Source organism: Acidobacteriota bacterium, assembly GCA_030774055.1.
Classification (GTDB): domain Bacteria; phylum Acidobacteriota; class Terriglobia; order Terriglobales; family Acidobacteriaceae; genus JACPNR01.
In genome coordinates this window covers 1-23,184 of sequence record JALYLW010000115.1, presented here as the reverse complement: position 1 = coordinate 23,184, position 23,184 = coordinate 1, and the positions used below count along the sequence as shown (strand labels likewise).

26 protein-coding genes are annotated in these 23,184 nt (G+C 63.0%); 8 read left to right on the top strand and 18 right to left on the bottom strand.

Annotated features, from left to right (window positions below; genetic code table 11):
• Positions 1-41: 41 nt before the first annotated feature.
• From M3P27_09620 to M3P27_09570, 11 genes are all read right to left on the bottom strand, one after another.
• Positions 42-869, bottom strand: a complete 828-nt coding sequence (locus tag M3P27_09620; GenBank protein MDP9268565.1) for a hypothetical protein — start codon at positions 867-869, stop codon at positions 42-44.
• Positions 870-1,008: 139 nt separating this feature from the next.
• Entirely contained in the window at positions 1,009-1,455 is a 447-nt protein-coding gene (locus M3P27_09615) for a biopolymer transporter ExbD (GenBank protein MDP9268564.1), read from the bottom strand.
• Between the two features lie 10 nt (positions 1,456-1,465).
• Complete coding sequence (locus M3P27_09610; GenBank protein MDP9268563.1) at positions 1,466-1,948, bottom strand: biopolymer transporter ExbD; 483 nt, start codon at positions 1,946-1,948, stop codon at positions 1,466-1,468.
• Positions 1,949-1,963: 15 nt separating this feature from the next.
• Positions 1,964-2,689: a MotA/TolQ/ExbB proton channel family protein gene (locus M3P27_09605; GenBank protein MDP9268562.1), complete on the bottom strand. Its 726-nt coding sequence runs from the start codon at positions 2,687-2,689 to the stop codon at positions 1,964-1,966.
• 230 nt (positions 2,690-2,919) lie between these two features.
• Complete coding sequence (locus M3P27_09600) at positions 2,920-3,660, bottom strand: energy transducer TonB (GenBank protein MDP9268561.1); 741 nt, start codon at positions 3,658-3,660, stop codon at positions 2,920-2,922.
• A gap of 120 nt (positions 3,661-3,780) precedes the next feature.
• The gene (secF, locus tag M3P27_09595) at positions 3,781-4,986 is read right to left on the bottom strand and encodes a protein translocase subunit SecF (protein ID MDP9268560.1); all 1,206 of its coding nucleotides are present in this window, start codon (positions 4,984-4,986) and stop codon (positions 3,781-3,783) included.
• 35 nt (positions 4,987-5,021) lie between these two features.
• Positions 5,022-6,632 carry a protein translocase subunit SecD gene (gene secD, locus M3P27_09590; GenBank protein MDP9268559.1) on the bottom strand — a complete coding sequence of 537 codons (1,611 nt, stop codon included), beginning with the start codon at positions 6,630-6,632 and terminating at the stop codon, positions 5,022-5,024.
• Between the two features lie 44 nt (positions 6,633-6,676).
• The gene (gene yajC / locus M3P27_09585) at positions 6,677-6,988 is read right to left on the bottom strand and encodes a preprotein translocase subunit YajC (protein ID MDP9268558.1); all 312 of its coding nucleotides are present in this window, start codon (positions 6,986-6,988) and stop codon (positions 6,677-6,679) included.
• 150 nt (positions 6,989-7,138) lie between these two features.
• Complete coding sequence (locus tag M3P27_09580; GenBank protein ID MDP9268557.1) at positions 7,139-8,365, bottom strand: tRNA guanosine(34) transglycosylase Tgt; 1,227 nt, start codon at positions 8,363-8,365, stop codon at positions 7,139-7,141.
• A 59-nt stretch (positions 8,366-8,424) separates the two neighbouring features.
• Positions 8,425-8,655, bottom strand: a complete 231-nt coding sequence (locus M3P27_09575) for a hypothetical protein (protein MDP9268556.1) — start codon at positions 8,653-8,655, stop codon at positions 8,425-8,427.
• Between the two features lie 27 nt (positions 8,656-8,682).
• The gene (locus M3P27_09570; protein MDP9268555.1) at positions 8,683-9,105 is read right to left on the bottom strand and encodes a glycine/betaine/sarcosine/D-proline family reductase selenoprotein B; all 423 of its coding nucleotides are present in this window, start codon (positions 9,103-9,105) and stop codon (positions 8,683-8,685) included.
• 155 nt (positions 9,106-9,260) lie between these two features.
• Here M3P27_09570 and M3P27_09565 point away from each other — a divergent pair, with 155 nt between their 5' ends.
• Positions 9,261-10,721 (top strand): hypothetical protein, encoded by a 1,461-nt coding sequence (locus M3P27_09565; protein MDP9268554.1) that lies wholly within the window; start codon positions 9,261-9,263, stop codon positions 10,719-10,721.
• Positions 10,722-10,806: 85 nt separating this feature from the next.
• Here the strand turns inward: M3P27_09565 and M3P27_09560 are convergent, their stop codons facing one another.
• The gene (locus M3P27_09560) at positions 10,807-11,733 is read right to left on the bottom strand and encodes a hypothetical protein (GenBank protein MDP9268553.1); all 927 of its coding nucleotides are present in this window, start codon (positions 11,731-11,733) and stop codon (positions 10,807-10,809) included.
• 198 nt (positions 11,734-11,931) lie between these two features.
• Here M3P27_09560 and M3P27_09555 point away from each other — a divergent pair, with 198 nt between their 5' ends.
• Positions 11,932-12,429, top strand: a complete 498-nt coding sequence (locus M3P27_09555) for a carbonic anhydrase (GenBank protein ID MDP9268552.1) — start codon at positions 11,932-11,934, stop codon at positions 12,427-12,429.
• Between the two features lie 16 nt (positions 12,430-12,445).
• On the opposite strand, the gene M3P27_09550 is transcribed toward M3P27_09555, so the two are convergent.
• Positions 12,446-13,306, bottom strand: coding sequence for a DUF1003 domain-containing protein (locus M3P27_09550; GenBank protein MDP9268551.1), 861 nt, complete (start codon positions 13,304-13,306; stop codon positions 12,446-12,448).
• 172 nt (positions 13,307-13,478) lie between these two features.
• Between M3P27_09550 and M3P27_09545 the strand changes: the two genes are divergently transcribed.
• Positions 13,479-14,774 carry a divalent metal cation transporter gene (locus M3P27_09545; GenBank protein ID MDP9268550.1) on the top strand — a complete coding sequence of 432 codons (1,296 nt, stop codon included), beginning with the start codon at positions 13,479-13,481 and terminating at the stop codon, positions 14,772-14,774.
• Between the two features lie 27 nt (positions 14,775-14,801).
• Here the strand turns inward: M3P27_09545 and M3P27_09540 are convergent, their stop codons facing one another.
• From M3P27_09540 to rpmH, 5 genes are read right to left on the bottom strand one after another with little or no spacing between them, the layout of a single operon-like run.
• Positions 14,802-15,299, bottom strand: a complete 498-nt coding sequence (locus M3P27_09540) for a single-stranded DNA-binding protein (protein ID MDP9268549.1) — start codon at positions 15,297-15,299, stop codon at positions 14,802-14,804.
• A 24-nt stretch (positions 15,300-15,323) separates the two neighbouring features.
• The gene (gene yidC / locus M3P27_09535) at positions 15,324-17,126 is read right to left on the bottom strand and encodes a membrane protein insertase YidC (protein ID MDP9268548.1); all 1,803 of its coding nucleotides are present in this window, start codon (positions 17,124-17,126) and stop codon (positions 15,324-15,326) included.
• Entirely contained in the window at positions 17,123-17,428 is a 306-nt protein-coding gene (gene yidD, locus M3P27_09530; GenBank protein ID MDP9268547.1) for a membrane protein insertion efficiency factor YidD, read from the bottom strand. Before yidD ends, yidC begins: the two co-directional genes overlap by 4 nt.
• On the bottom strand, positions 17,425-17,799 hold the full coding sequence (gene rnpA / locus M3P27_09525; GenBank protein ID MDP9268546.1) for a ribonuclease P protein component: 375 nt from the start codon (positions 17,797-17,799) through the stop codon (positions 17,425-17,427). The genes yidD and rnpA overlap by 4 nt, the downstream gene beginning before the upstream one ends.
• A gap of 30 nt (positions 17,800-17,829) precedes the next feature.
• Entirely contained in the window at positions 17,830-17,988 is a 159-nt protein-coding gene (rpmH, locus tag M3P27_09520) for a 50S ribosomal protein L34 (protein ID MDP9268545.1), read from the bottom strand.
• Between the two features lie 532 nt (positions 17,989-18,520).
• Between rpmH and dnaA the strand changes: the two genes are divergently transcribed.
• The 5 genes from dnaA to M3P27_09495 all read left to right on the top strand — a co-directional run bounded on the left by dnaA (position 18,521) and on the right by M3P27_09495 (position 23,073).
• Complete coding sequence (gene dnaA / locus M3P27_09515; protein MDP9268544.1) at positions 18,521-19,933, top strand: chromosomal replication initiator protein DnaA; 1,413 nt, start codon at positions 18,521-18,523, stop codon at positions 19,931-19,933.
• 330 nt (positions 19,934-20,263) lie between these two features.
• The gene (gene dnaN, locus M3P27_09510; protein ID MDP9268543.1) at positions 20,264-21,388 is read left to right on the top strand and encodes a DNA polymerase III subunit beta; all 1,125 of its coding nucleotides are present in this window, start codon (positions 20,264-20,266) and stop codon (positions 21,386-21,388) included.
• Positions 21,389-21,462: 74 nt separating this feature from the next.
• Entirely contained in the window at positions 21,463-21,801 is a 339-nt protein-coding gene (locus M3P27_09505; GenBank protein MDP9268542.1) for a hypothetical protein, read from the top strand.
• Positions 21,798-22,028 (top strand): hypothetical protein, encoded by a 231-nt coding sequence (locus M3P27_09500; GenBank protein MDP9268541.1) that lies wholly within the window; start codon positions 21,798-21,800, stop codon positions 22,026-22,028. Before M3P27_09505 ends, M3P27_09500 begins: the two co-directional genes overlap by 4 nt.
• Positions 22,029-22,125: 97 nt before the next feature.
• On the top strand, positions 22,126-23,073 hold the full coding sequence (locus M3P27_09495) for an energy transducer TonB (protein MDP9268540.1): 948 nt from the start codon (positions 22,126-22,128) through the stop codon (positions 23,071-23,073).
• Positions 23,074-23,184: the final 111 nt, after the last annotated feature.

Sequence of the window (23,184 nt, the reverse complement as noted above, 5' to 3'; positions counted from 1 at the left end):
TCTGTCTGAGGAGGATTGGGGCCGTGGGTTGCTGCGAAAGACTATTTCTGCGATTCGTCGAGCACGATGCCACCCGCCGCCTGCGCCGCCTTCTCCGCCTTGGCGCGCTTGGTGTCCATCGTCTTCTTCACCCACTCGTCGGCGCTCGCCAGGTCAGCCTGCTGCGCCGCCGGATCGTCACACTGGATATCCGCCCGCTCGCGGTAGAGCAGGTTGAGGTAGGCCATGGCGTCGTCGTAGTCAGGCCTCATTTGAATCGCCTTCTGCAGCGCGTCAATGCCTTCCTGCACCGCGGCCTGGTTCTTCTCGCGGAGCAGCTGGCAGACGTGCTTGTCCTTGAGCGGCTCGGTCGGCTTCAGGCCCAGCTTGGCACGCTCTTCCATGCGCGGCTTGTACGCCTTGGTCCAGTCGATGACGGCGATGGAGTAGTAAGCCTCGTGGTCCTGGGGATCGACCTGCAGCACTTTCTGGTGCCACTCCCGCGCCTGGTCGAGGCGCAGGGTGTTGAAATACAGCGAAGCGATACCCTTCATGCTGTTGATCTTGGCTTCGGGGTTGGGATTGAGTTCGAGCACGTGCTGGAATTCGTCGATGGCCTGCTGGGCCGTCGCGATGTTCTCCGGCGTATCCACGTTAGGGATGACCTGGTTGGCGTAAGCGGTGGCCAGGTAGAGGCGCGCGTTGATGAGCTTGGGATCGAGCTCGACGGCCCGCTTGAAGTGACCGATCGCTTGCTCGTACTTCGCGCCCTTGTATGCTTGCACTCCCTTGTTGAGCTGATCGCGGGCGCGGAGCTTGTTGCAGCCCACCCCGGTCACAAGCAGGACGAGCGTTGCCAGCGCGAGGGCGAGTCGGGTGGAGTTCTTCATCGTCTTCTGTCTTCCTGTCTTCGGTCTTCCTAAAGTAGGAGTGGTCTTGCGTGCCGTTGCGGGCCTGCGCTCCGGACGGAACGATGGGCAGGATGCGACCGCATCCTGCCCGCCGCCTCGTCAACCGCTCGCGGCCGCTTTAGCCGCCCTGTTCGATCTTCGCGGTGATCAGGCCGACCTTGTCCACACCGGCGGCGTGGGCGATGTCGATGACCTGCGCCACCTCGGCGAACTGGATATCCGAATCACCCTTCACGAACATCACCTTCTCGGCGCGCGTCTTGTAGATCTCTTCGAGACGCGTTTGGAGCTGGTCCCAGGTGACGTCGTCCTGATTGATCTTGAGCGTGGAGTGTCCGCCCGCTTGCCCCTTGATCACCTGCACCACCACGGTGCGGTCCGGCGGCTCGGGCTGCTTCTGCTGGTCCGGCGGAGGAGGCTGCGGGACGAGCGCATCCAGGCCTTTCGGCGTGAGTGGCGTGATGACCATGAAGATGATCAGCAGCACCAGCAACACGTCGATCATTGGGGTCACGTTGATGTCGCACTGCGGTCCGCTTGAGGAACCGCCAATATTCATTGACATATCGGTATCCTCAATTCCCCGGCCCGGTGCCGCCGGCGGGCGGTTTGCCCGCTGGAGGCGGTGGCGGGGCGGCAGTCTTGCGCTGGTCGGTGAGCAACCCTACCTGGTCCACGCCGGCCGAGCGAACGTTATCGACCACATCCACCACCACGCCATAGCGCGCGCGGGCGTCACTCTTGATGTAGACGCGTTTGTCGGTCCGGTTGGCCAGTTTGTCGCGGACCTTCTGCGCCAACTGGTCGGGAGTGGTCTGGTCGGTGCCGAGGAAGACCTTGCCGTCGCTCATCACCGCGATGAGGATGGCGTCTTCCTTGTCGGCGTCGGGCATGTCGCGCGGACTCGTGGTCTGCGCCATGTTCACGTTCATGCCGTGCTGCAGCATGGGCGTCACGACCATGAAGATGATCAACAGCACCAGCATCACGTCCACCATCGGCGTGACGTTGATGTTGCTGTTGATCTTCGATCCTTCGTCGCGTTTTGCTAATGCCATGAAAAGGCTCCTGGCTTATGCCCGGCGGGCACGGCCGCTGCGCTTCAGGAAGTAATCGATGAGCTCGCTCGAGGAGTTATCCATCTCCACGTCAAACGCTTCGACCTTGCCGGTGAAGTAGTTGAACATCATGACGGCGGGGATGGCGACGAACAATCCGAGCGCGGTGGTGACCAGCGCTTCCGAGATGCCGCCCGCGACCGACGCCAGGCCGGCTGCCTTCTCCGAAGACATCTTACGGAACGCGTTCAGGATGCCGACCACGGTTCCGAACAGGCCGACGAACGGCGCCGTGGAACCGATGGTGGCCAGGCCGCCCAGGCCGCGCTTCAGCTCGGCATGAACGATGGCTTCGGCACGTTCGAGCGCGCGCTTGGAGGCTTCGATGTCCTCGCCCGGGATGTCCGGCGAGTCCTGGTGGGCTTTGAACTCCTGCAACCCGGCGGTGACGACCTTCGCCAGGTGGCTCTTGCGATAGCGCTCGCCTACGCGCAGGGCTTCTTCGATCTTGCCCTCACGCAGCGCACCCGCGACTTGCGGAGCGAACATGCGCGATTGCTTGCGGGCGCCACTGAAGGCGATCCAGCGGTCGATCATCACGCCGATCGACCACGCGGACATGATGAACAGGACGATGACGACCGAACGGGCCAGCCAGCCCATCTGCCGCCATAACGAGATGGGATCCCAGCCGATCTGCGGCTCGCCGCTTTCCTGGAAGAATGCCGCCAGCGTGGGCATGTGGGTCATTACGAACGTTGAAAGAATCACGAAAAGCATGAGTTGTTCCTTTCCTCCTCAGAACTTTGAACCGACATCTTGATCCGCTTACTTCGATCCGCTCAGAACGGATCTGGAAACTCTGGAGTCACATGGGCCGGCCCCGCGGGTTGGAGATGCGCTGCTGTGCGGGGCATTTTGCGAAGGCGGTCCCGCCGAGCGAGACCTCCACGCGAGAATCCTTTTTGGGCTTATCCGCCGCCACCCAACGTGAAGTTCACGGTGATGGTGGTGTCCACTTCCACCGGCTCGCCATTGAGGTAGTACGGCTTGTACTTCCACTGCCGTACAGTCTCTAGAGCCGACTGCGTAAGCATAGGATGCCCGCTGACCACCTGTAGCTGCTCAATCGCCCCATTCTTGCTTATCACGGCATGCAACACGACCGACCCCTGGATGCGGGCCGTCTTGGCGATCGGCGGATATTGCGGCTTGGGACTGTAGATCGCGTTGCCGGCGGTCACACCACCCGAGACGCGCACCCGCTGCGGCGTCGCCACCTTGGGCACGGACATCGGGGTCGAACTGATGATGCCCCCGATCACGCCGCCCATCTGCCCGCCCGCGATTCCACCGGGGACGCCACCCACCACGCCTGATACTCCGGCCGAGGGTGGCGCTTCCTCTTCCGTGATCATCTTCACTTTTTCAGGGATCTTGGTGGGGGTGCGCAGGGCGCCGTTGATCACTTCCGACTGGATCTGCTTCACCACCTTCATCGGCGCCGCGGCCGGCGGTGGCGGCGGTGGCGGCGGTGGCGGCGCCACCAGGAAGGTCATGAGCTGCTGCTTGGGCAGCGCTTCGGTGTAGATCAGCGGGATGAGGATCAGCACGCCGATAAGAATGATCTGGACCACGAACGAGAACGCGGTCGTCACTCCGCGCTTGGTCTTCAGCTTGCCCGCCGATTCGATCAGGCTGTCTTCAAACATGGCCTTAGCTCTCCCGTGCTAGCTATTTCCCTGTTGCGTATTGACACCGTCGGGGCCGGATTTGTGCCCGTTATCGCAACCGGCGAACGCCGTCGCGCCAAGCGGGACGGGTGATGGGGACTATGCCTTGACGCGCACCTTCTGCCGCTTGCCGGCTTCTGCTGAGACCGGCACCGGGCCGCGTCCTGATCTTTGCGCACGCCAGTCCTGATATGCGACCAGCATGGGGGCCGCTACCGCGATCGAAGAATAGGTACCTATTAGGATGCCGACTACCAGGGCGAAGGAGAACCCGTGTAATACCTCTCCGCCAAAAAGATATAAGGAGAGTACCGTCAGGAACGTGAGGCCGGAGGTGAGGATTGTACGGCTTAAGGTCTGATTGATGCTACGGTTAACGATCTCCGCCAAAGATTCTCGCCGCATCAGTTTCACGTTCTCGCGGATGCGGTCGAAGATCACGATGGTGTCGTTCATCGAATAACCCGTCAGGGTCAGGATGGCGGCCACCACCGTAAGGGATATCTCCTTATTCATCAAGGAGAAGGCGCCCACCGTGATGAGCGTGTCGTGGACCACGGCGACCACCGCCGCCACCCCATAGATAAGCTCGAAACGGAACCACAGGTAGACCAGCATGCCCGCCATCGAGAGGCCCACTGCCCACAGCGCGCGGGAGCGGAGCTGCTCGCCGACCTGGGGACCGACGATTTCCACGTTGCGCACGGCAAAGCTCGAGGTGAAGAAGCTCTGCTTCAGCCCCGCCAGCACCTGGTCAGGGACCACGCCCTTGAGGTCGTCGCTGGAGTTGAGCACGCCGCCTTTGGTCTTATCGCGCGTCTCCACGATCTTGCGGGCGAGGCCGGCGTAGACCTGCTCGCCGCCGCCATTCGGCAGCGGGTCGCTCGAGACCAGCGAGTCCCGGATGGTCGCGAAGCCCGCATTGTTCAGGTCTTGCTTGTCTTTGGGAGCGTCGGCGGGCTCGAGCGCTTTGATGATGGCGTTCTTGCCGGCGTCGAGCGCCGCCTCATTCGTGGCGCGCTGCTCCAGCCCGATGAGCACTTCGTTGTTGCGCGGGTCGCCATAGCGCTGGATGCGCGCGTCTTTCAATCCCGCGCGGTCGGTGGCGGCGCGGATGGCGTCCTCGTGCGGCGCGCTGGTGAATTTCACGTACACCAGGGTGCCGCCCTTGAAGTCCACTCCCAGCGGCAAGCCGTGCCAGAACAGCATGCTGAGTACGCCGGCCAGGCTGAAGATCAGCGAGAAGCCGAGGAAGTACCACTTCTTCCCTAACCAGTCGATATTTGCGTTACGAAATAGTTCCACTTGAGTCCCTTGCTTCTCTTAAATACTGGTTTGCTCTAAATACTCAGCGCTTCGCCCCTCTGCTTGCGGTTGAGGATGGCGTCGAAAATCACCCGTGAGACAAAGACCGCGGTGAACAGGTTGGCGGCGAGTCCGAAGAACAGCGTGGTGGCGAAGCCCTGCACCGGCCCCGTTCCCACCAGGAACAGGATGAGCGCCGACACCATGGTGGTCACGTGGGTATCGAGGATGGTCACCCAGGCGCGTCCAAAGCCCTGCTCCACCGCCGAGGGCGCCGTCTTGCCATTGCGCAACTCTTCTCTTATGCGCTCGAAGATGAGCACGTTGGAATCCACGCCCATGCCGATGGTGAGGATCACGCCCGCGATGCCGGGCAACGTCAGCACCGCGCCGGCAAAGCCCATGAAGCCGAGCAGGATGATCAGGTTCAGCAACAGCGCGAGGTCGGCGTTGATGCCGGCGCCGCGATAGTAGAAGAGCATGAAGACCATGACGGCGAGTACGCCGATCACGCCGGCGGTCACGCCTTGGCGGATGGAATCCGCGCCCAGCGACGGCCCCACCGTGCGCTCTTCCAGGTAGCGCATCGAGGCGGGCAGCGCGCCCGAGTTCAACACCAGGGCAAGGTCTTTCGATTGCTGCTCGGTGAAGGCGCCGGTGATGCGGCCGGAATCGGATATCTCCGACTGGATGGTCGCTACCTCGATGACGCGGTTGTCGAGGACGATGGCGAGCGAATCGCCGATGTGCGCGCGGGTGAAGGCAGCGAAGCGCTTGCCGCCGTCGGGCGTCAGCAGGAACGAGACTTGCGGGCGCCCAGTCTCGTCTTTGTCGGAGCGCGCTTCGCGCAGGTCGTGTCCGGCGACGGCCGAAGCCCGCGAGATGACGAACACCGAGTCTTCCGCCGCCGTGGATTGCACGTTGCGCCCGTGCATCAGCACGGCGCCTTGCGGCAACACGCCGTTGTGCGCTTGCAGCGCTTCGGTCTCGCTCTTGTAGGGCGTGGAATCCATTGCCTGCCGGATCTCGAGCATGGCGGTGGATTGGATGATGTCTTTCACGCGCGCTGGATCGTCTACCCCGGGCAACTGCACCAGGATCTGGTTCTCGCCCAGACCGTGCTTCTGGATCACCGGCTCGCTCACGCCCAGCTTGTCCACACGCTCGCGGATCTTCTGGATGGCCAGCTCGATGGCGCGCGTCTTCAAATCGCTCGCCGCCGCGGGCTTCATGGAAACAGTGAAGCTGCCCGCACCCGAGGCGATGTCGTACTCGGGCACCGTTTCCGCCAGCACGTTGCGTGCGGTGGTGGTCTGGTCGGGCGCCACGTTCGAGACCACGATCTTCTCCGGCTGGTTCACCGGGTCGGGCTTGCTGATATCGACGGCGGTCACGCCCTTGGCACGCAGGCCTTCGCGCACCCGCTCCACCGCGCGGTCGGTCTCCGCGTTGACCGCGTCGTTCACCATCACCTGCAGGATGAGGTGGGTGCCGCCCCGGAGGTCGAGGCCGAGGTGGATATTCTGCTGGATCGCGTCGGCGAGACCCTGTCTCGACCAGCTCTTCGGGATCCCGATGATGCCGTACAGGAACACCAGCATCACCGCGATGATCACGAGCGTCTTGACTGTGAGGTTCTTCTTCATGAGTTACCGGGCCGCTTTGTCCTTACCTGGATGACCACCAAACGTTATGAAGCTTTCTCTTCCGCCGCCATCGAGACGATCGCGCTGCGCGCCACCTCGATGCGCAGGTTGTCGGGCGGGACGCGCAACTGCACCACATCCTCTTTCACCGACAGGATGGTGCCGCGGATGCCGCCCGAGGTGATGATCTTGTCCCCGGCCTTCAGCTCGCCCAGCATCTGCTGCCACTTCTTCTGGCGCCGTTGCTGCGGCATGATGAGCAGGAAATAAAACACCGCAAAGATCAGGATGAGCGGCAAAAAGCCGACGATGCCGGCCGCGCCGCCAGTCTGTAACCACACCGCAAGATTCGACATCAGCACCAAGGCTCCGAATGTTCCAGCGCCCGGGCAGGGCGCAACTTTCCTTTGGCTTTACCTACCGGGAACAGTACTCCGAGGGCGCTCACCCTCCGCTTCGATGGGACCTGCAGGCGCTGCACGGGCCGCGCCGAGGATGGGAATCACTCAACCAGAATGCGATCCTGCCATATCCCCAAGCCTTATAGAATGCCGGACGCTCCGGATGGTGTCAAGGTAATAGGCCAGGTTGTGGATGGAGTTCAGCACCGCCGCGAGCCCTTCGTTGGCGCTATACAAATGCCGGAGATAGGCGCGTGAATACCGCGCGCACACCTTGCATCCGCAGTTGGGATCCACCGGACCTTCATCGCGCGCGAACTGCGCATTCTTGATCTGCAACCGTCCCCGGTCTGCGGCAGACGAAGTGAACAGCAGCCCATGACGCGCGGCGCGGGTGGGCAGCACGCAATCGAACATGTCGATGCCCATGGCGGCGTACTTCGCGATCTGGTCGGGATAGCCCACGCCCATCAGGTAGCGCGGCTTATCCGCCGGAAGGTAGGGCAGCGTCGCCGCCACCACTTCGTCGGTCAACTCAGGCGGCTCGCCTACGCTGAGTCCGCCGATGGCGTATCCCGCAAAGCCGATCTCGACGGTGCGCTCGGCGGATTCGCGCCGCAGGTCGGCGTGCATCCCGCCCTGAATGATTCCGAACAAGGCCTGGGTCTCTGGTTTCTCCTTTCTGGTTTCTCGATGAGCGGACTCCCCGCCTTTTCGAGAAACGGGAAACGAGGAACGGGAAACGCCTTTCCCCCAGGGCACCTCATGCTTGTGCTCCTCGAAGTACGTCTTGCTGCGCCGCGCCCAGCGCAGCGTCATCTCCATGGAATCGCGCGCGCGTTTGCGCTCGGCGGGATGCTCGGTGCATTCGTCGAAGGCCATCGTAACGTCGGCGCCGAGCGCGATCTGGATCTCCATCGCGCGTTCGGGAGTGAAGAAGTGCGAGCCGCCATCCAGATGCGAGCGGAAGTCCACACCCTCTTCGGTGACCTTGCGCAGGTCACCGAGGGAGAAGACCTGGTAGCCGCCGGAATCGGTGAGCAGCGCGCGCTCCCAGCTCATGAAGAGGTGCAGTCCGCCTAGGTCGCGGATGAGCTCGTGCCCCGGACGCAGGTAGAGATGATAGGTATTGGCGAGCAGCAGTTGAAAGCCCAGCTCTTCGAGCACGTCTTGCGCCACGCTCTTCACCGTGCCGGCGGTGCCCACCGGCAGGAAGACGGGCGTCTCTACTTCGCCATGCGGCGTGATCAGGGAGCCCGCGCGGCCGCCCGCGGCCGAGCGCGCGTCGATGCGGAACGCGGAGCTGCTCGCGGACTGATCGCTGGCTGACACGCGTCCGCGATTGTAAATGCTGGCGTCCGGCAGGACTGAGTCCCCACCGCGCGGGCCAGCTAGGGTTCGAATTCAACTATGGTCCCCGGGACGTGCTGGAACTCGAACTGGCGCAGCGCCTCGGTCAGCACGCGCATCTGGCGATCGCGTTCGCCAGCGGAGCCGAGAACGCGGCCGAGGCTGTGTCCCATGGGGTGGACAGCGCGCGGCGGACGCATCGGACGCGAGTCCTCCGGCGAGACGGTGATGAGCACCGTCGGGATCCCTTTCGCTTCAATCTCTCGTTGCACCGCAACGATCACCCGATGGCAGACCGGTCAACCGCCGGTGAGCACGACCGCGTCCGCCTGCGAGCGCTCGATCTCGGCGGCGATGGCGGGCGCCAGCCGTTCATACTGCGCCTTCAGGTCGGGCGAGTAGCCCTTGAATCCGACGTGCTTGTTGGAGACGCACTTGATGAAACCTTCCGCCGCGAGCTCACGCAGGCGATCGAGGGGGAACACGCTGTTCGCGTCACGCTCGGCGTTCGCCGTGTCGTAGTGGCCGTGCTTGAAGCGCAGCAGCGAGGTCGCGGCGTCGCCCGGGATCACGCGGTAGGTCTCGTCGCCGTTATCCGAGTACGGCTCCTGGCCATCCAGGTAGACGCCGGTCGAGCTCACCAGCGCGACGGTAAGTTCGGCGAGCTTTGCCGTAACCGGGGTGTAGGGCACGCACTTGCGCGACATGAACTTCGAAAGCATCGCTCTCCACCATACCAAAGCCTGCGTCGGGATGCGGGCCGCGAGCCCTTCTGCTTGACTTGCCGTGTTCGTCCGACATATAAGGCGACGACCTTCCCCAAGGTTCAGCGGCGTACTTCCAGCAGGCCGATCCCCGATCTTTCCGGAGGTGGGTGATGCGCCGTACCCGATACATGAGCTGGCTCTTCCTGGCCCTTTCCGTGGGCTTCTTCTTCATGCAGGATTTCCGCTGGGCACTGTCGATGCCGATGATGCAGTACCGCATCAGCGGCAGCCGGCTCACGCTCACTCCCACCGACGCCATCGGCGCGGAAAAGATCCGCGCCCTGGGTGAGCGCGCGCGTGCCGAAGGCGATGCCGATGGCCTGGCCTTTGCCGCGCTGCACTGGCCGGGCACCGACGCCGCCGAGGCCATGGGCCTGGCCGATGCGGCCGTGATCAAGGATCCGGCGAAGGGCTGGCTCTACTCGCACGTCGCGCTGCGCTACTTGTGGGAGAAGCACGATTCGCCCGCCATCGACGCCATGGCGAAGAAGGCGATGGAGTACGACAGCGATAACGCCATCAGCTACCTGCTGATGGCCGAGATCTACCGCCGGCGCGATCCCGCCCCGGTCGTGCTCTTCAAGGTGAAAGACCGCTACTCCATCGAGAAGCTGGCGGAAAAGAAGGACTGGCTGGGCGCGATGCAGGGCGCATTCAATGCGCCGAAGTACGATGGCTATGCCGTGCAACGCTTCCTCTCCGAACGCGCCGTGCTGAAGAAAGAGGATTGGGAGAGCCCCGGATTGCTCATCATGCTGGTGGTCGACTATCCCATCCCCCACCTGACCGACCTGCGTAACTATGCGCATTACCGCATGCAGGCGGCGGTGGATCGCAACGCCGACGGCAAGCATTATCCCGAGCTGATCCACGACGGCTACCTTATCTATCGCTTCGGACACCTGCTGGAGAACGGCGCCGCCACCTCTATCGAAGAGATCATGGGGCGCGCCGTGCAAGAAATCGCCTACCAGCCGCTGCACGACGGTCTGCGCGACACCAAGAATGAGGATGCCGTGATCGCACTGAACCTCGATCACCAGCGTGCGCAGTTCGCCAACAACGAATTCCGCCACATCCTCAACCGGCGCTCCAACACGCTGTGGAGCGGCCTGGTCATCATGGTGTGCGCCTCGCTCACCGCCGTGTTCGCGCTGCTCACCCTGCTCTGCCTGGGCTACGTGAACATGAAGCGCTGGGTGCGCACCGATAAACAAGGCCGCATCTTCAACCTGGTGACGATGGCAGAGAACTACATGCCCATCCTGCTGTTCTTGTCGTCGTACACCATGTTCATGTTCTACATCCCGTATGCCTCGAACTTCCGCGCCTACATGGACGCGGAAGGCGACATGCGCTCGATCGAGCCGCTGCTCGGCAACGTCTATCCGCTGATGGGGATCGACCCCTATGAGGCCGCGCCTATCCATCCCTTTGGCAGCTATCTGTATTGGGTGGTGGTGTGCTTCGTGGCGGTCGGCGGGGCCATCCTGATGAAGCGCTTCTACTCGGCCGAGTCGAAGATCGTGGAACGCGAGGAAGAAGCGAAGGCGGCCGGTGCAGGCGAGTAGGACGAAATCGTCATCGGCGCCCGCCGCGGGCGCGGAGGACCGGTCGAGGAATGCGTGGCCACTCTCTACGGCCCCGCCCGCCTGCTTAGGCGGACGCGCCCTCTGTCTTCGTCACTTCCGGCGCCGGCGGCGGCGTCATCTTCGCGCCCAGCTTCTGCAGCGCGTCCGCCTCGCTCGCCGTCAGCAGCAAGTGGTGCACCGTCACCTTGGTGTTCTCCTTGCGCTTGCCCGATTCCACTTTGATCTTTACCTGCGTGGAATCCATGGTGTGGAAGCTGCCACACTGCGGGCAGGAGAACACGTCGATGCGTTGCCACTCCGTGCTCTCGCCGTTGGGCGGGCCCGCGTTCTCGAGATAGCGGAAGTCTTTCGCTTCCATGCGCTGCTTGAACTCATTCGCATCCTGCGTCACGGCTTCGAGCACCTTCTCCTTCTTCGTGCCCCAGGCCTCGCAGCTCTCGCAGAACGGCTCCTCTTCCATGTAGCTGTAGGCGACGTAGAGCGAGAACCCAAAGATAAGGCCCAGTTCGGCGAGCCAAACCAGGTCGACTCCGATGCCGCTGATGGTGAGGCTACGGAGCTGGAAGGTGCGTGCGCCGGCGATCTCTAACACCAGCCTCCAGACCAGCCAGGGTTGAAGCACGACGCCAACGAAATCGGACAGATGCAGATCAGCGCCACCCCGCCGCAGCATCGCCCACAACCAGACCGCCCAGCTGTAGTAGTAGCCGACCGTGGTTACGATCAAGGTCACGACTAGCGCGACCGCGTCACTGCGGACTTTCTTCTTCTTTAGCAGCGCCGCCGCAGTCACGCCGCACAGCGCGCCGAAGATGCAAGCGACGAAGGCATTGATGATGATGAAGGGAAGGTAGAGCGTCACGTAGGCGTAGAGGTACGCGCAGAAGCACGCGATCAGCGAGCCCACGACCACAGTGAAAAGCACGCCCCCGAGCGAGAACTTGCCGGAGTGTTTGTAATAAAGGCCGGCTTGGCTGCTTGCACCATCCATTGGCCACCCCCAGAACGGTGAATAGTGGGCGGAAGCTACTGCCGATAGCGCCGCGAAGTCAAGGAATGTCTTTCCTCGAGGGCTCCGCGGCGGACGCCGCTGCGCCCTCGCGCTTTGCTCGCGCTGTACGGCGCTCGCTCCGCGCTCACCCTTGACCATCTGGGCCTTGGCCGTTTGTTGGCCGTATGATGTTGCGCCATGAGCGTGATCGACGAAGTCATCCGCGCCAATGAAGAGTATGCCCGCCAGCACGAGCTGCGCCACGTATCGCCGCGGCCCAAGCGACGCCTCGCGGTGCTCACCTGCATGGACACGCGCCTGGAGAAGCAGACGCTCGGCCTCGCGACCGGAGACGCGCACATCCTGCGCAACGCCGGCGGGATCGTGACCGAAGACGTCATCCGGTCGCTGGTGGTCTCGCACCACTTGCTCGGCACCGAAGAGATCATGATCATCAACCACACCGACTGTGGCCTGATGGAGCGCTCGGAAGACGAGCTGCGCCGCCTGGTGGTCGCCCGTACCGGGTCCGACGCGGCCGCTCCGGAGCGATTTTTTGGATTCAAGGACGTGGACGACAACGTGCGCCAGCAGCTGCAGAAGCTGCGCTCCCATCCCTGGATCGCCCGCGAGACGCCGGTACGCGGCTTCGTCTACGACGTGAAGTCGGGACGCCTGCGCGAGATCATCGCCTGAGGCGCAGGCGGGTGCCTCAGCTCGACGCGCCCTTTTCCTGGCTGCGTCTATCCTTTTCCAGCTTGGCGAAGTGGGATTGCATCGCCTCGTAGACGCTGTCCACCTTGTGGTGGAGCTGGGCGACTTCCAGCTCGGCTTTGAGGTTGACCTGGTATTCCAGGTCGGACTTCACGTGGTCCTTCTGCGACTGGCGGTTCTGGCTGATGAGGACGAAGCAGGAGAGGAAGATGGCCTCGAGCGAGACGATCATGGTCAGCAGTCCGAAAGGAAACGGATCGAACTGCGGCACGCCGAGCGGCAACTCGTTGAAGGCGATCCAGAAGCCGAACCAGATGAAATTCAGCGCCAGGAACGTCATGCTGCCGCTGAACTCCGCGATCCAGTCGGCCACGCGCTGAAAGGTGGTGGTCTCGATCTCGATCACGTCGTTCACGTTCTGCGAGGCCTGCGTGCGCAACAGTTCGTCGGTGGCGCGCAAGCGCTTCCCCATGACCGCGAGGATGTCGAGGGCGATGTGCGGCTTGCGCTGCAGGACCTCCCAGAAGTGGTCGTGCTCGAGTACCAGCATCTCAGTGTCTTCCACCGCCACGGCGGTGGCGCTGCGCGCGCCCGGATCGAAGAGCGAGATCTCGCCCAGCATCTCGCCCGCTTTCACCTCGCCCAGGATGACCTTCGTTCCCTCGGTCGTCTCGATGTGGACCTGGATGCGCCCCTGGCTTACCAGCATGAGCGAATCGCCCACGTCACCGCGGGTGAAGATGGTCTCGCCCTTCGAGATGGAGCGCGATTCCATGCGCTCGGCAAGCGCACTGCGCTCTTCGTCGTCCATCAGGGAGAACAACGGCGCTTCGGCGAGCATCGCGGCGATAGTGGCCATAGATTCCCGGAGCACAGAGAGAAACCCCGTGCTAGGGCGCAGTTTGCCACAGGCGAGCCGGTGCGCCTAGCCAATTTGCGACCGCCTCATGAATTCGCGGGGACTGAACCTTTTCCTTTTCGCCTTCTGCTACCGGCTGGTAGGGTGGAACTGGAGACGCGAAACGCGAAACATGCCAACACCCACCGCCACCGCCGACGCTCCCGCTCGCCGCGGAGCGCTGCATGGACTTCGCCGCTTCTGGCAAGCGCTAGGGCCGGGGCTGATAACCGGGGCGGCGGATGACGATCCCTCTGGCATTGCGACCTACACCATTGCCGGCGCGCAGCTCGGCACCGGCATGCTGTGGACGGCCTTCATCACCTGGCCCTTGATGGGCGCGGTGCAGAACATGTGCGCCCGTATCGGCATGGTGACCGGCCGGGGCCTGGCGGCCGCCTTTCGCTTGAAGTTGCCGCGTCCCGTATTGGTGGCCGCTGTGGTTGGACTGCTCGCCGCCAACACCATCAACGTAGGCGCCGACCTGGCGGGAATGGCGGACGCCGCCGCGATGCTCTCCGGCATCAGTTCCCACTTTTGGGTGTTCCTGTTCGCCGTGCTTATCTCCTGGGCGACGGTACGTTTCCGTTACCACCAGATCGCCAACACGCTGAAGTGGCTGGCGCTCGTGTTGTTCGCGTACGTGGCGGCTGCTTTCGTCATCCGCGTGGACTGGCACGACGCGCTGCGCAACACCGTGGTCCCGCGCATTCCGCAAGGCAAGCTGGGTTGGCAGACGCTGGTCGCCATCCTCGGTACCACCATCAGCCCGTATCTTTTTTTCTGGCAGGCCTCGCAGGAGGTGGAAGAGGAGAAGCACAAGGGCCGGCACACGGTGCATCAGCGCCGCGGCGCGACGCGGCGTGAGATCCGTACCCGCAGGATGGACGTGGGCACGGGCACCTTCTTCTCCAATCTCGTGATGTACTTCATCATCTTGGTGGCGGCGTTTACCCTCCATCGCGCCGGCGTCACCAACATCGAGACCTCGCACGAGGCGGCCTCGGCGCTGCGTCCGCTGGCCGGGAACCTGGCATTCCTGCTTTACACCGTCGGCATCGTCGGCGTCGGCCTGCTCGCTATCCCGACCCTCACCGGCTCGGCGGCATATGCGTTCGCGGAGACCTTCGGGTGGAAGCAGGGGCTCGATCAGCGGCTCCGCCGAGCGCGCTCGTTCTATACCGTGATCCTGATCTCTACCGCGATCGGCGTGATCCTCGACTTCACCCACTTCAGCGCGGTGCAGGCGCTCTATTGGAGCGCGGTCATCAACGGCCTGCTGGCGCCGTTCCTGCTGGTGGGGATCCTGCTGGTCGCGTCGGACCGCAAGCTGATGAATGGACAGCCCAGCTCATGGCTGAGCCGCGTCGCGGTCGGCGCGACGGCGGTCGCGATGTTCGGCGCTGCCATCGCTATGTTTGTCTTGTAGGCGCTGCCTGCGGCAAGGCCCGGGGTCCTAGGCGTCTTTCCGGTAGACCACAACAAAGCGCCGCGCGCCTTCGCCTTCGCTCTCGGTGGCAAGGTCCGGCTGCTCGCGCAGTGCCAGGTGAACGATGCGACGCTCGCGCGCCGACATGGGAGAGAAGCTGTAGGGGGTTCCGGTCTGGCGGACGCGCTCGGCGGCGTGTCCCGCCGCCTGCGTCAACTCTTCGAGCCGCCCGGCGCGATAGTTGCGGCAATCGAATATCACCAGGTCGTGCTCTTCCGACTCCAGGCGCAGCGATTTCAGCGCGACATGCTCGATCGCGCGCAGCAGCTCCGCGTTCTGCGCCAGCACCGCGGGAGAGTCCGGCCCGCCCAGCTCTACCAGGATGGTGGGGCGCTCGACGCTGCCTTCGGGGACGACCGGATCCACCGTGATGCGCCACTTGAGCTCGAACCCAGCGGCGGGGACGAGCCGTTTCAGCAACCCGTCGAGCTGTTTCGCGGCAGCGACTTTGTCGGCGAGGGGCATGTGCTTTTCTAGCTCCTTATGTACTTACTTCCGCGGCTTGCGGGCACGCTCTTCCGCGTGCGCGCGCACCTGGCGTCCGAACTCGGTATTGTTCATCCATATCTGCTGTGCCAGGCCGATCAGGTTGCCGACCGCCCAGTAGAGTCCGAGTCCGGATGATAGATTCCAACTGATCACGCCCATCATCACCGGCATCATCACGGCCATCATGCGCTGCTGCATGGGATCCATGCCCGCCTGCGGCGTGAAGCGCTGGGTGAAGAACATGGTGATGATGATGCCGATGGGCAACAGGTGGAGTGTGTCGGGCGCGGCCAGGTCGTGGATCCAGAGCCAGTGCGCGTGCCGCAGCTCGATGGAGTTCCCCAGCATGCTGTAGAAGGCGAACAGGAATGGCATCTGCAGCAACACCGGAAAGCAGCCGCCGACCGGGTTCACCCCGTGCTCCTTGTAGAGCGCTTGCAGTTCGTCGTTCTGCGCGGCGCGGCGCGGATCGTTGAGCTTGAACTTCTTGTACCTCTCCTGGATCGCCTTCACCTGCGGCGCGACTTTCTGCATCTTCAGCGCCGACTTCATGCTGGAGAGACGCAGCGGGAACAGCGCTGCGTTGATGATCACGGTGAGGACGATGATGGCCCAGCCCCAGTTCGAGGTCCAGTGCTCCTGCGTCCACTTCAGCCAGAGGAAAAGCGGCTTGGAGATGAAGCCGAAGTATCCGAAATCGAGTGCGCCTTCGAGGTTGGGGCCTTCATTTGCAGCATGCACCGACTGGAGCACGTCGACTGCTTTCGGTCCTACGTACAAGCGCGCGCTAGTCTTGCCATTGGGATTTCCCACCGCCGCGCCCAGCACGCTCACCTTGATGGTCTTGTTCGGATCGGGCTTGGCCGGATCTTCCGGGATGGACGCCTGGTTGTGCAGCGTGATCATCGCCACATGTTGCGGATCGTCCGGCAAGAAGATCGCCGCGAAGTACTGGTCGATCACGCCCGCCCAGTGGAACGGGCCGGCGATGGTCGCGCCCCCCGAGGCTTTCTTGGCTGCCAGGCGTTCGATGTTGTTGGCGTACTGGTAGTCGATGCGCTCGGCGCCGTAAGAGGCCGGATTGGTTGAGTCGCCAAACCCGCCCGGCCACGCGGGATACGCCGTCACGTTCGCGCCGCCGCGCGTGACTTCGGTCTCGACCCTGACCTCGTAGGAGTGTCCGAAGTGGAACGACTTGCGCACGCTCAGGTCGCCGGCGGCGTACTCGAAGGTGAGGTCGGCGGGCGCCGTCTTTATACCGGCGTCACTTCCCTCCTCCCTAACGTAGAGGGCTGAGTTCAACTGATTGCGCAGCGTCTCGTCGTAGGCCCACAGCGAGAGTGGGTAGCCGGCCGTCTCTGCGCCGTACTTGTTGACCAGCTCGAGCGGATGTCCCTGGTTGTCTTTGAATCTCTTCAGGATCCACGACTTCACCTGCGCGCCGCGGTTGGTGAAGGTGATCTTGTAGAGGTCGTTCTCGACCACGACCTCGCGCTCTCCCGCAGCCTGCTTGTTCTCGACCGGAGGAACGGGAGTGCGGGCAGCGGCTTGCTTCGAGCTGCTCGCCGCGCTTCCCGGCTGCGCACTTGCCGCCGGCTGACCGGATGAAGCGGCTGGCTGGCCGCCGCCTGCCGCCGGCTGGTTCTGCTGTTGCTCCTCTTTTGGTTTCTCCACCAACTGCGGCGCGAATTTGCGCAGCAGCGGCTGCGTCACCAGGATGATGGCGAACGTGATGGCAAACACGAGGATGAGCCGCTTCTGCAGCCCCGGGTCTTCGTTCGGGTTTTGGAAGTCGCCGTTCAACGCTTCATCCGATCCGCACCCGGTGCCGGGGTTGGTGACGGGTTGGGTGCCGGGTAATGACTAGCGGGTACCGGCACCGGATCTGATCCACCCTTCACGAACGGATGGCAGCGCAACACGCGCCACGCCGCCAGCGCCGTCCCCACCAGCAGGCCGCGCTGCTCGAGCGCCTCGATGGCGTACTGCGAGCACGTCGGCGTGTAACGGCAGGTGGGCGGAAGCGAGGGCGAGATCCAGCGCTGGTAGGCGCGCAAGATACCTTGCAGCCCATTTTGCAGCCCAGCTTGTAGACCGCGTCTCACTTCGCACCTCGCTCGATCACGGCAAATCCTTTGGCGACCTCGGCCACGAGCGCGGGTAAAGTCGCCTTGGCCGCCGAGCGTTTCGGATTGATGACCACATCCACCGCGCGCTCGAACGCAGCCAGGTTCATGCGCACCGCCTCGCGCACGCGGCGCCGGATGCGATTGCGCTCCACTGAGCCACCGAGTGCCCGGCTCACGGTGAAGCCGATGCGCGGCCGTCCGGCGGCAGTCTGGTCGGTTTTGCGATCGAGATAGAAGAAGGTCATGTGCGAACCGAAGTGGCGCCGGCCGCTCTCGTACACTCGAACAAAATCCGCGCGCTTGAGCAGGCGCGCCGACTTCGGAAAGCTCTGTGGGATCGCGTTCACGGCTGAAGTCCGCTGGTCGAGCAGACGGCCCTATTTCTCTCTAAAACCAGGCTTCACGCTCACGCGCTTGCGGCCCTTGGCGCGGCGGCGGGAGAGGACCTTGCGGCCACCTTGCGTCTTCATACGGCTGCGGAAGCCGTGCTTCTTCGAGCGGCGACGGCGGTTGGGCTGGAATGTGCGCTTCGGCATCGGAGGACTACTCTCCTAACAGGAAAAATGCGGAGGAACAAACGACGAGTATATAGGACGCGCGCCGCAATCAGCAACGAACGCGGAGGAACCGCTTCACCGTGCGCGCGCTCGCCTTCATCGTCCCGGGACACGTCGCGCATCACCTGAACATCCTGCAAAGATATCTCTAGCAAAAATCGCTTGCACCAACGTCGCGACAGTTACTCGACCGCTACTTGACAAGCGCGCGCGCGAAGCATAATAACGCTAGAATTTTTTTTGAAAACAGGCGCGCGAACTTATCCACATCCATTTTTTTTCGTGGTAGGATGCGGCTCAGTCAAAACGAGATCAGCTTCGACACTGATTAAACAAGAACTCTTACCCGACGCCCAGCCGGCGGCGGCCTTAGCAATAAAGCAACAAGCAATGTCCCGGACGTCTTTGGCGGTTTCATCCAGCCCGAGGCGACAGGGATTGCTGTTCGAGAAACCACTTTTTCACAGGCTGCGCTGACACGTCCGCGCGCCAGATCGATAAGGCTTGGCATATGTCTCTTTCGTCCACCGCTACCACGACTGCCAATCCCTGGGTCCGGATCCTTTCCGCGCTCGAGAAGAAGATCAACCGGCACTCTTTCGAGACTTGGCTCAAGCCCGCGCGCTTCAGCCACGCGGAAGGCGATCTCCTGGTCATCCGCGTCCCCACGGCGGAGTTCCGCACCATCGGCGAGAAGTATGCCGACCTCATCCAAGAGGCCATCGACGGCCTCGACCTCGGCTTCACCGACGTGAAGTACATGACGCAGGAGGAGCTCACTCCGCCGGCGCCCGTCCGCGCCGATGGCGGCTTCGCGGCCGTCGGTACCGGAGCCAGCGGCGCGGCAGGATCCGCTGGCGGCGCCGGACGTCCTGGCTCGCAAGTCCGCTTTGACTGGGATGGCGCGGCGCAGCTCAACCCGCGCTACACCTTCGACAACTTCATCATCGGCGCCGGCAACCAGTTCGCGACCGCCGCGGCGCAGGCGGTGGCCGAGCGTCCGTCGAAGGCGTACAACCCGCTCTTCTTATATGGCGGCGTCGGCATGGGTAAGACCCACCTGATGCAAGCCATCGGACACGAGATCAAGCGCCGCTTGCCGGAGGCGGCCATCTGCTACCTCTCGAGCGAGAAGTTCACCAACGAGATGATCAACTCGCTGCGCTACGACAAGATGACCAGCTTCCGCGATAAGTATCGCCACGTGGACGTGCTGCTCATCGACGACATCCAGTTCCTCGCGCAAAAAGAACGCACGCAGGAGGAGTTCTTCCATACCTTCAACGCGCTGCACGAGGGCCTCAAGCAGATCGTGATCGCGAGTGATCGTCCGCCGAAAGAGCTGGCCGAGATCGAGGACCGCCTGCGCAACCGCTTCGAGTGGGGATTGATCGCGGACATCCAGCCTCCCGACCTCGAAACGAAGGTTGCGATTCTCCAGAAAAAGGCCGAGTCCGAGCGCGTCGCTCTGCCGACGGACGTCGCACTCTTCATCGCGTCGAATATCCGGTCGAACGTGCGCGAGCTCGAAGGCGCGCTCATCCGGCTCATCGCCTACTCCTCACTCACCGGCACGGAGATCAACATCCAGACGGTGCAGCAGGTGCTCAAGAATTTCATCGACGCGCAGTCGCGCAAGGTGACTATCGATGCCATTCAGAAGTCGGTGGCCGAGCAGTTCGGGTTGCGCGTGCCGGAGATCAAGGCGAAGAATAACTCGCGCCAGATCGTCTACCCGCGGCAGATCGCCATGTACCTGGCCAAGCATCTGACGGAAGCTTCGCTGCCCGAGATCGGGCGCCAGTTCGGCGGCAAGCACCACACCACCGTCATGCACTCGGTCGACAAGATCGAGACCGTGCGCAAGAACGACAAGGATTTGAACAGGCTGCTCAATAAACTGACCGAGACTTTGACTACGTAGCGGCAGTTTGGCACGTGTTTTCCGCTGAACGCTCCGGTTATATACGTTGCCGGTGTGCATAGCGTGTGGAAGGTGTGGGAGTCGGGGCTGGAATAGAAGTAGCGTCCCGGTTCCGCAGTGGCGCCAACCGTGGATCGGACGAGTATCGGGAAGCGTAAGACGGAGTGAAGTAGTACCGCGTGAGTGGATTAGGAATGTTTCCCACTTTTCCTGAGCCCCTACTGCTACTACTGGTTTATTAGCTTTTTGATTTGGTATAAGAAAGAGCAGTTGGGGAGCATCGCAATGCCTTCAGCCATGGCCTCTACCAGTACAGGCACAACCACGGAAATGGGTACGATGATGGAGATCACAGTCAGCAAGCTCGACCTGCTGAAAGAATTGACGGCGACGCAGGGTGTGGTCGAGCGCAAGACGACCATTCCCATCCTATCGAATTTCCTTTTTGAAGCTGCCGGCGACAAACTCTCCATCACCGCCACCGATCTTGACCTGAGCCTGCGCACCTCATGTGAGGCCAAAGTGAAGAAAGAAGGCTCCTGCACTATCCCGGCGCGCAAACTCTACGACTACGTGAAGCTGCTGCCCGATGGCGATATCTCCATCAAACAACTCGAGAATCACTGGGTGCAGATCCGCAGCGGCCGGTCCAATACGAAGATGATTGGCATGGCGCGCTCGAATTTCCCCGCCCTGCCCGTCTTCCCCACCTCCGGCGTGGTGAAACTGCCCGCCGCCGTGCTGCGCATGATGATCTCGAAGACCATCTTCGCCATCTCCAACGAAGAATCGCGCTACACGCTGAACGGCGCGCTGCTTGTGCTCAAGCCGGAATCCATCACCATGGTCGCGACCGACGGACATCGCCTCGCGCACATCGAGACCAGCGCGGCAAAGTTTGAAGTCTCGGGGGAGTTGAAAGTGCTGGTCCCGAAGAAGGCGATGGCCGAGATCTCGTCGCTGCTCTCGGTCTCGGATGTGGAGCACGTTGAGTTCGGCCGCGACGAATCCACCCTCTTCTTCCGCATCGGTTCGCGCCTGCTCACCTCGCGCCAGCTCACCGGCCAGTTCCCTAACTACGAGGCGGTGCTGCCCAAGGACAACAACAAGTTCGTCATCCTGCGCTCGGAAGACCTGGCCAGCGCCATCCTGCGCGTGGCGCAGTTCGCCGACGAGCGTTCGGGAGCGATCCGCATGCGGCTTGAAAAGGGCGAGGTCAAAGTGTCGTCGTCTTCGACCGAGACGGGTGAGTCGGAAGATTCGCTCGAGACCAGCTACGACGGCGAGACCGTCACCATCGGCTTTAACTCCAGCTACCTGCTCGATTTCCTGAAAGCCACCCCGGGCGGCGAAGTGCGCCTCGAGTTCAAGGACGCACAGTCCGCCGGCCAGATGCGTCCTGAGGAAGCCGGCGACTTCAAGTACCGCTACGTCGTGATGCCGATGCGGATCTGAGGAAGTTCTTTGCGATGGGCCGCGCTTCGGCGCGGCCTTTTCGTTTGCCCGCTATCGGCGTACACTCTCGCGCCATGCGAACGACCGTACCGGCCATCATCCTCTGCATCCTGTGCGCAGCCTGCCTGGCGCAGGCGCAGGCAAAGAAGCCCAACCCGGCTGACGGTGCCGTCACCGCCGGCGTCTACCAGAACAACTACTTCGGCTTCGAGTACAAGCTGCCCACGGGGTTCACCGACCGGACGTCGGCGATGCCGCAGAACGGGGCTGGTATCTCGTATGGGCTGCTCCATGCCTCCGAGCCGAAGTCGGCAACCAAGGTCGCCAGCTCGGTCACGCTCTTCGCCGATGACGCCGCCTATTGGAAATCGAAGAACGGTGCCGAGTATCTCGACAAGGTCTCAGCCCGATGAGCAAGCAAGCCGACCTCGTCGGCAAGATGGCGCCGCTCATTATCGGCGGCCATCAGTTCTATCGCCAAGACTACAAGCCACGCGCGAATTTCGCCGCCCGTCAGACCATCGTCGCCACCGTGATGAAGGGATACGTCCTCTCCGCCGTGCTCACCGCCGGTGACGCCGCCGGCATCGAAACGCTGCTCGCCGGTTGGCGCGCCGCCCACTTCAAGCCCCGGCGCTGAAGGCGCCCTCTCCGGTAGAATAAGTTTTCCCATGCGCCCGCTGCGCCTTCCCGTATTCGCGCCGTTCCTAGCCTTGCTACTGGCGTGCACATCCCCGATGCCCGCGGCCGCACAGGTGCGCATCGTGGTGGCGCGGGGCGCGGTCGAAGGCGGAGCTTACGTCAACCGCTCCATCGGCATCGCCTACCGGTTTCCCCCAGGATGGCTCGCGGTCGCGGAGCCGGGCGGCGAGGCCGGTCCGCTGCGCGTGCTGCTTCGGGCTGTCCCGCCGCCGCGCAATAACGGCCCTGCCGGCAACAGCAATGATCGTCGCCGGCTCACCCTCTACGCGGTCGCGCAACAGGACTTACCGGCAGACCAGCGCACCGACCCGGCGCGCTTCCTGGCAACCGATCCCGCCGCAAAGTGGCTCACGAAGCACGAAGCGAAGCACGAATCCCACGGCGTCGCGCGGCTGCGGACGCCGCTGCACCAGCCCCAGCCGCTCGAGGTTTACAGCCGGTCTTTCGTGCGCGCCGACTACCGGCTGGCTGCGGCGCAGGGCGAGCCCGGTTTGTATGACGTCGAGATCGCCGGCGTGGTGAATGGACACATGCTGCTGCTCTCCGCCCTGGGCGCGACCGAGACGGAAGCCGTCGAGCTCGCCGAGACCGCCGAAGACCTGACGTTTTCGCCCCCGCCAGATCCGGACGACAGTCCGACCGCGCCCAGCGTCGTCGAGCAGCGGCCAGACGCGCTGAAGCGTATCCGGCAATCGGAGAGTGCGGCGGTTGCCCGTGTGCGCACGAAGGTCGAGCCGGAGTATCCGGTGGAGGCGCGCGAGCGCGGCGTGGAGGGTGATGTGTTGCTGGCCATCGTCGTCGGCGCCGGCGGCAATGTGGTCGAGACGAGCGTGATCTCGGGGCATCCGCTGCTCAACGACGCCGCGCTCGAAGCAGTGAAGCAGTGGAAGTTCCAGCCTCTGATGGTGGATGGCGCCGCAGTCGAGACCGAGACCAAGATCCGTGTCCGCTTCAAGCTCAGCTCCGCCAAGCAAAGCAGCTGACCGCTAATTTCTCTAATGCGCAGACGGACGGCCATCTGAATGATGGGTCATGCTGAGGAACCGAGGGGCCCCGGCGCTCGCTCCAGCCGGGGTATCGGTGACGAAGCATCT

What these genes read in the sequence shown, in the direction of transcription:
- M3P27_09605 (MDP9268562.1), bottom strand. Translation starts at nt 2,689, where the DNA reads ATGCCCACGCTGGCGGCATTCTTCCAGGAAAGCGGCGAGCCGCAGATC.
- M3P27_09600 (MDP9268561.1), bottom strand. Translation starts at nt 3,660, where the DNA reads ATGTTTGAAGACAGCCTGATCGAATCGGCGGGCAAGCTGAAGACCAAG.
- M3P27_09615 (MDP9268564.1), bottom strand. Translation starts at nt 1,455, where the DNA reads ATGTCAATGAATATTGGCGGTTCCTCAAGCGGACCGCAGTGCGACATC.
- rpmH (MDP9268545.1), bottom strand. Translation starts at nt 17,988, where the DNA reads ATGCCGAAGCGCACATTCCAGCCCAACCGCCGTCGCCGCTCGAAGAAG.
- M3P27_09565 (MDP9268554.1), top strand. Translation starts at nt 9,261, where the DNA reads ATGCGCCGTACCCGATACATGAGCTGGCTCTTCCTGGCCCTTTCCGTG.
- M3P27_09560 (MDP9268553.1), bottom strand. Translation starts at nt 11,733, where the DNA reads ATGGATGGTGCAAGCAGCCAAGCCGGCCTTTATTACAAACACTCCGGC.
- M3P27_09545 (MDP9268550.1), top strand. Translation starts at nt 13,479, where the DNA reads ATGCCAACACCCACCGCCACCGCCGACGCTCCCGCTCGCCGCGGAGCG.
- M3P27_09540 (MDP9268549.1), bottom strand. Translation starts at nt 15,299, where the DNA reads ATGCCCCTCGCCGACAAAGTCGCTGCCGCGAAACAGCTCGACGGGTTG.
- M3P27_09570 (MDP9268555.1), bottom strand. Translation starts at nt 9,105, where the DNA reads ATGCTTTCGAAGTTCATGTCGCGCAAGTGCGTGCCCTACACCCCGGTT.
- M3P27_09620 (MDP9268565.1), bottom strand. Translation starts at nt 869, where the DNA reads ATGAAGAACTCCACCCGACTCGCCCTCGCGCTGGCAACGCTCGTCCTG.
- dnaA (MDP9268544.1), top strand. Translation starts at nt 18,521, where the DNA reads ATGTCTCTTTCGTCCACCGCTACCACGACTGCCAATCCCTGGGTCCGG.
- M3P27_09505 (MDP9268542.1), top strand. Translation starts at nt 21,463, where the DNA reads ATGCGAACGACCGTACCGGCCATCATCCTCTGCATCCTGTGCGCAGCC.
- M3P27_09555 (MDP9268552.1), top strand. Translation starts at nt 11,932, where the DNA reads ATGAGCGTGATCGACGAAGTCATCCGCGCCAATGAAGAGTATGCCCGC.
- M3P27_09550 (MDP9268551.1), bottom strand. Translation starts at nt 13,306, where the DNA reads ATGGCCACTATCGCCGCGATGCTCGCCGAAGCGCCGTTGTTCTCCCTG.
- dnaN (MDP9268543.1), top strand. Translation starts at nt 20,264, where the DNA reads ATGGGTACGATGATGGAGATCACAGTCAGCAAGCTCGACCTGCTGAAA.
- M3P27_09495 (MDP9268540.1), top strand. Translation starts at nt 22,126, where the DNA reads ATGCCCGCGGCCGCACAGGTGCGCATCGTGGTGGCGCGGGGCGCGGTC.
- M3P27_09500 (MDP9268541.1), top strand. Translation starts at nt 21,798, where the DNA reads ATGAGCAAGCAAGCCGACCTCGTCGGCAAGATGGCGCCGCTCATTATC.
- M3P27_09610 (MDP9268563.1), bottom strand. Translation starts at nt 1,948, where the DNA reads ATGGCATTAGCAAAACGCGACGAAGGATCGAAGATCAACAGCAACATC.
- secD (MDP9268559.1), bottom strand. Translation starts at nt 6,632, where the DNA reads ATGAAGAAGAACCTCACAGTCAAGACGCTCGTGATCATCGCGGTGATG.
- yajC (MDP9268558.1), bottom strand. Translation starts at nt 6,988, where the DNA reads ATGTCGAATCTTGCGGTGTGGTTACAGACTGGCGGCGCGGCCGGCATC.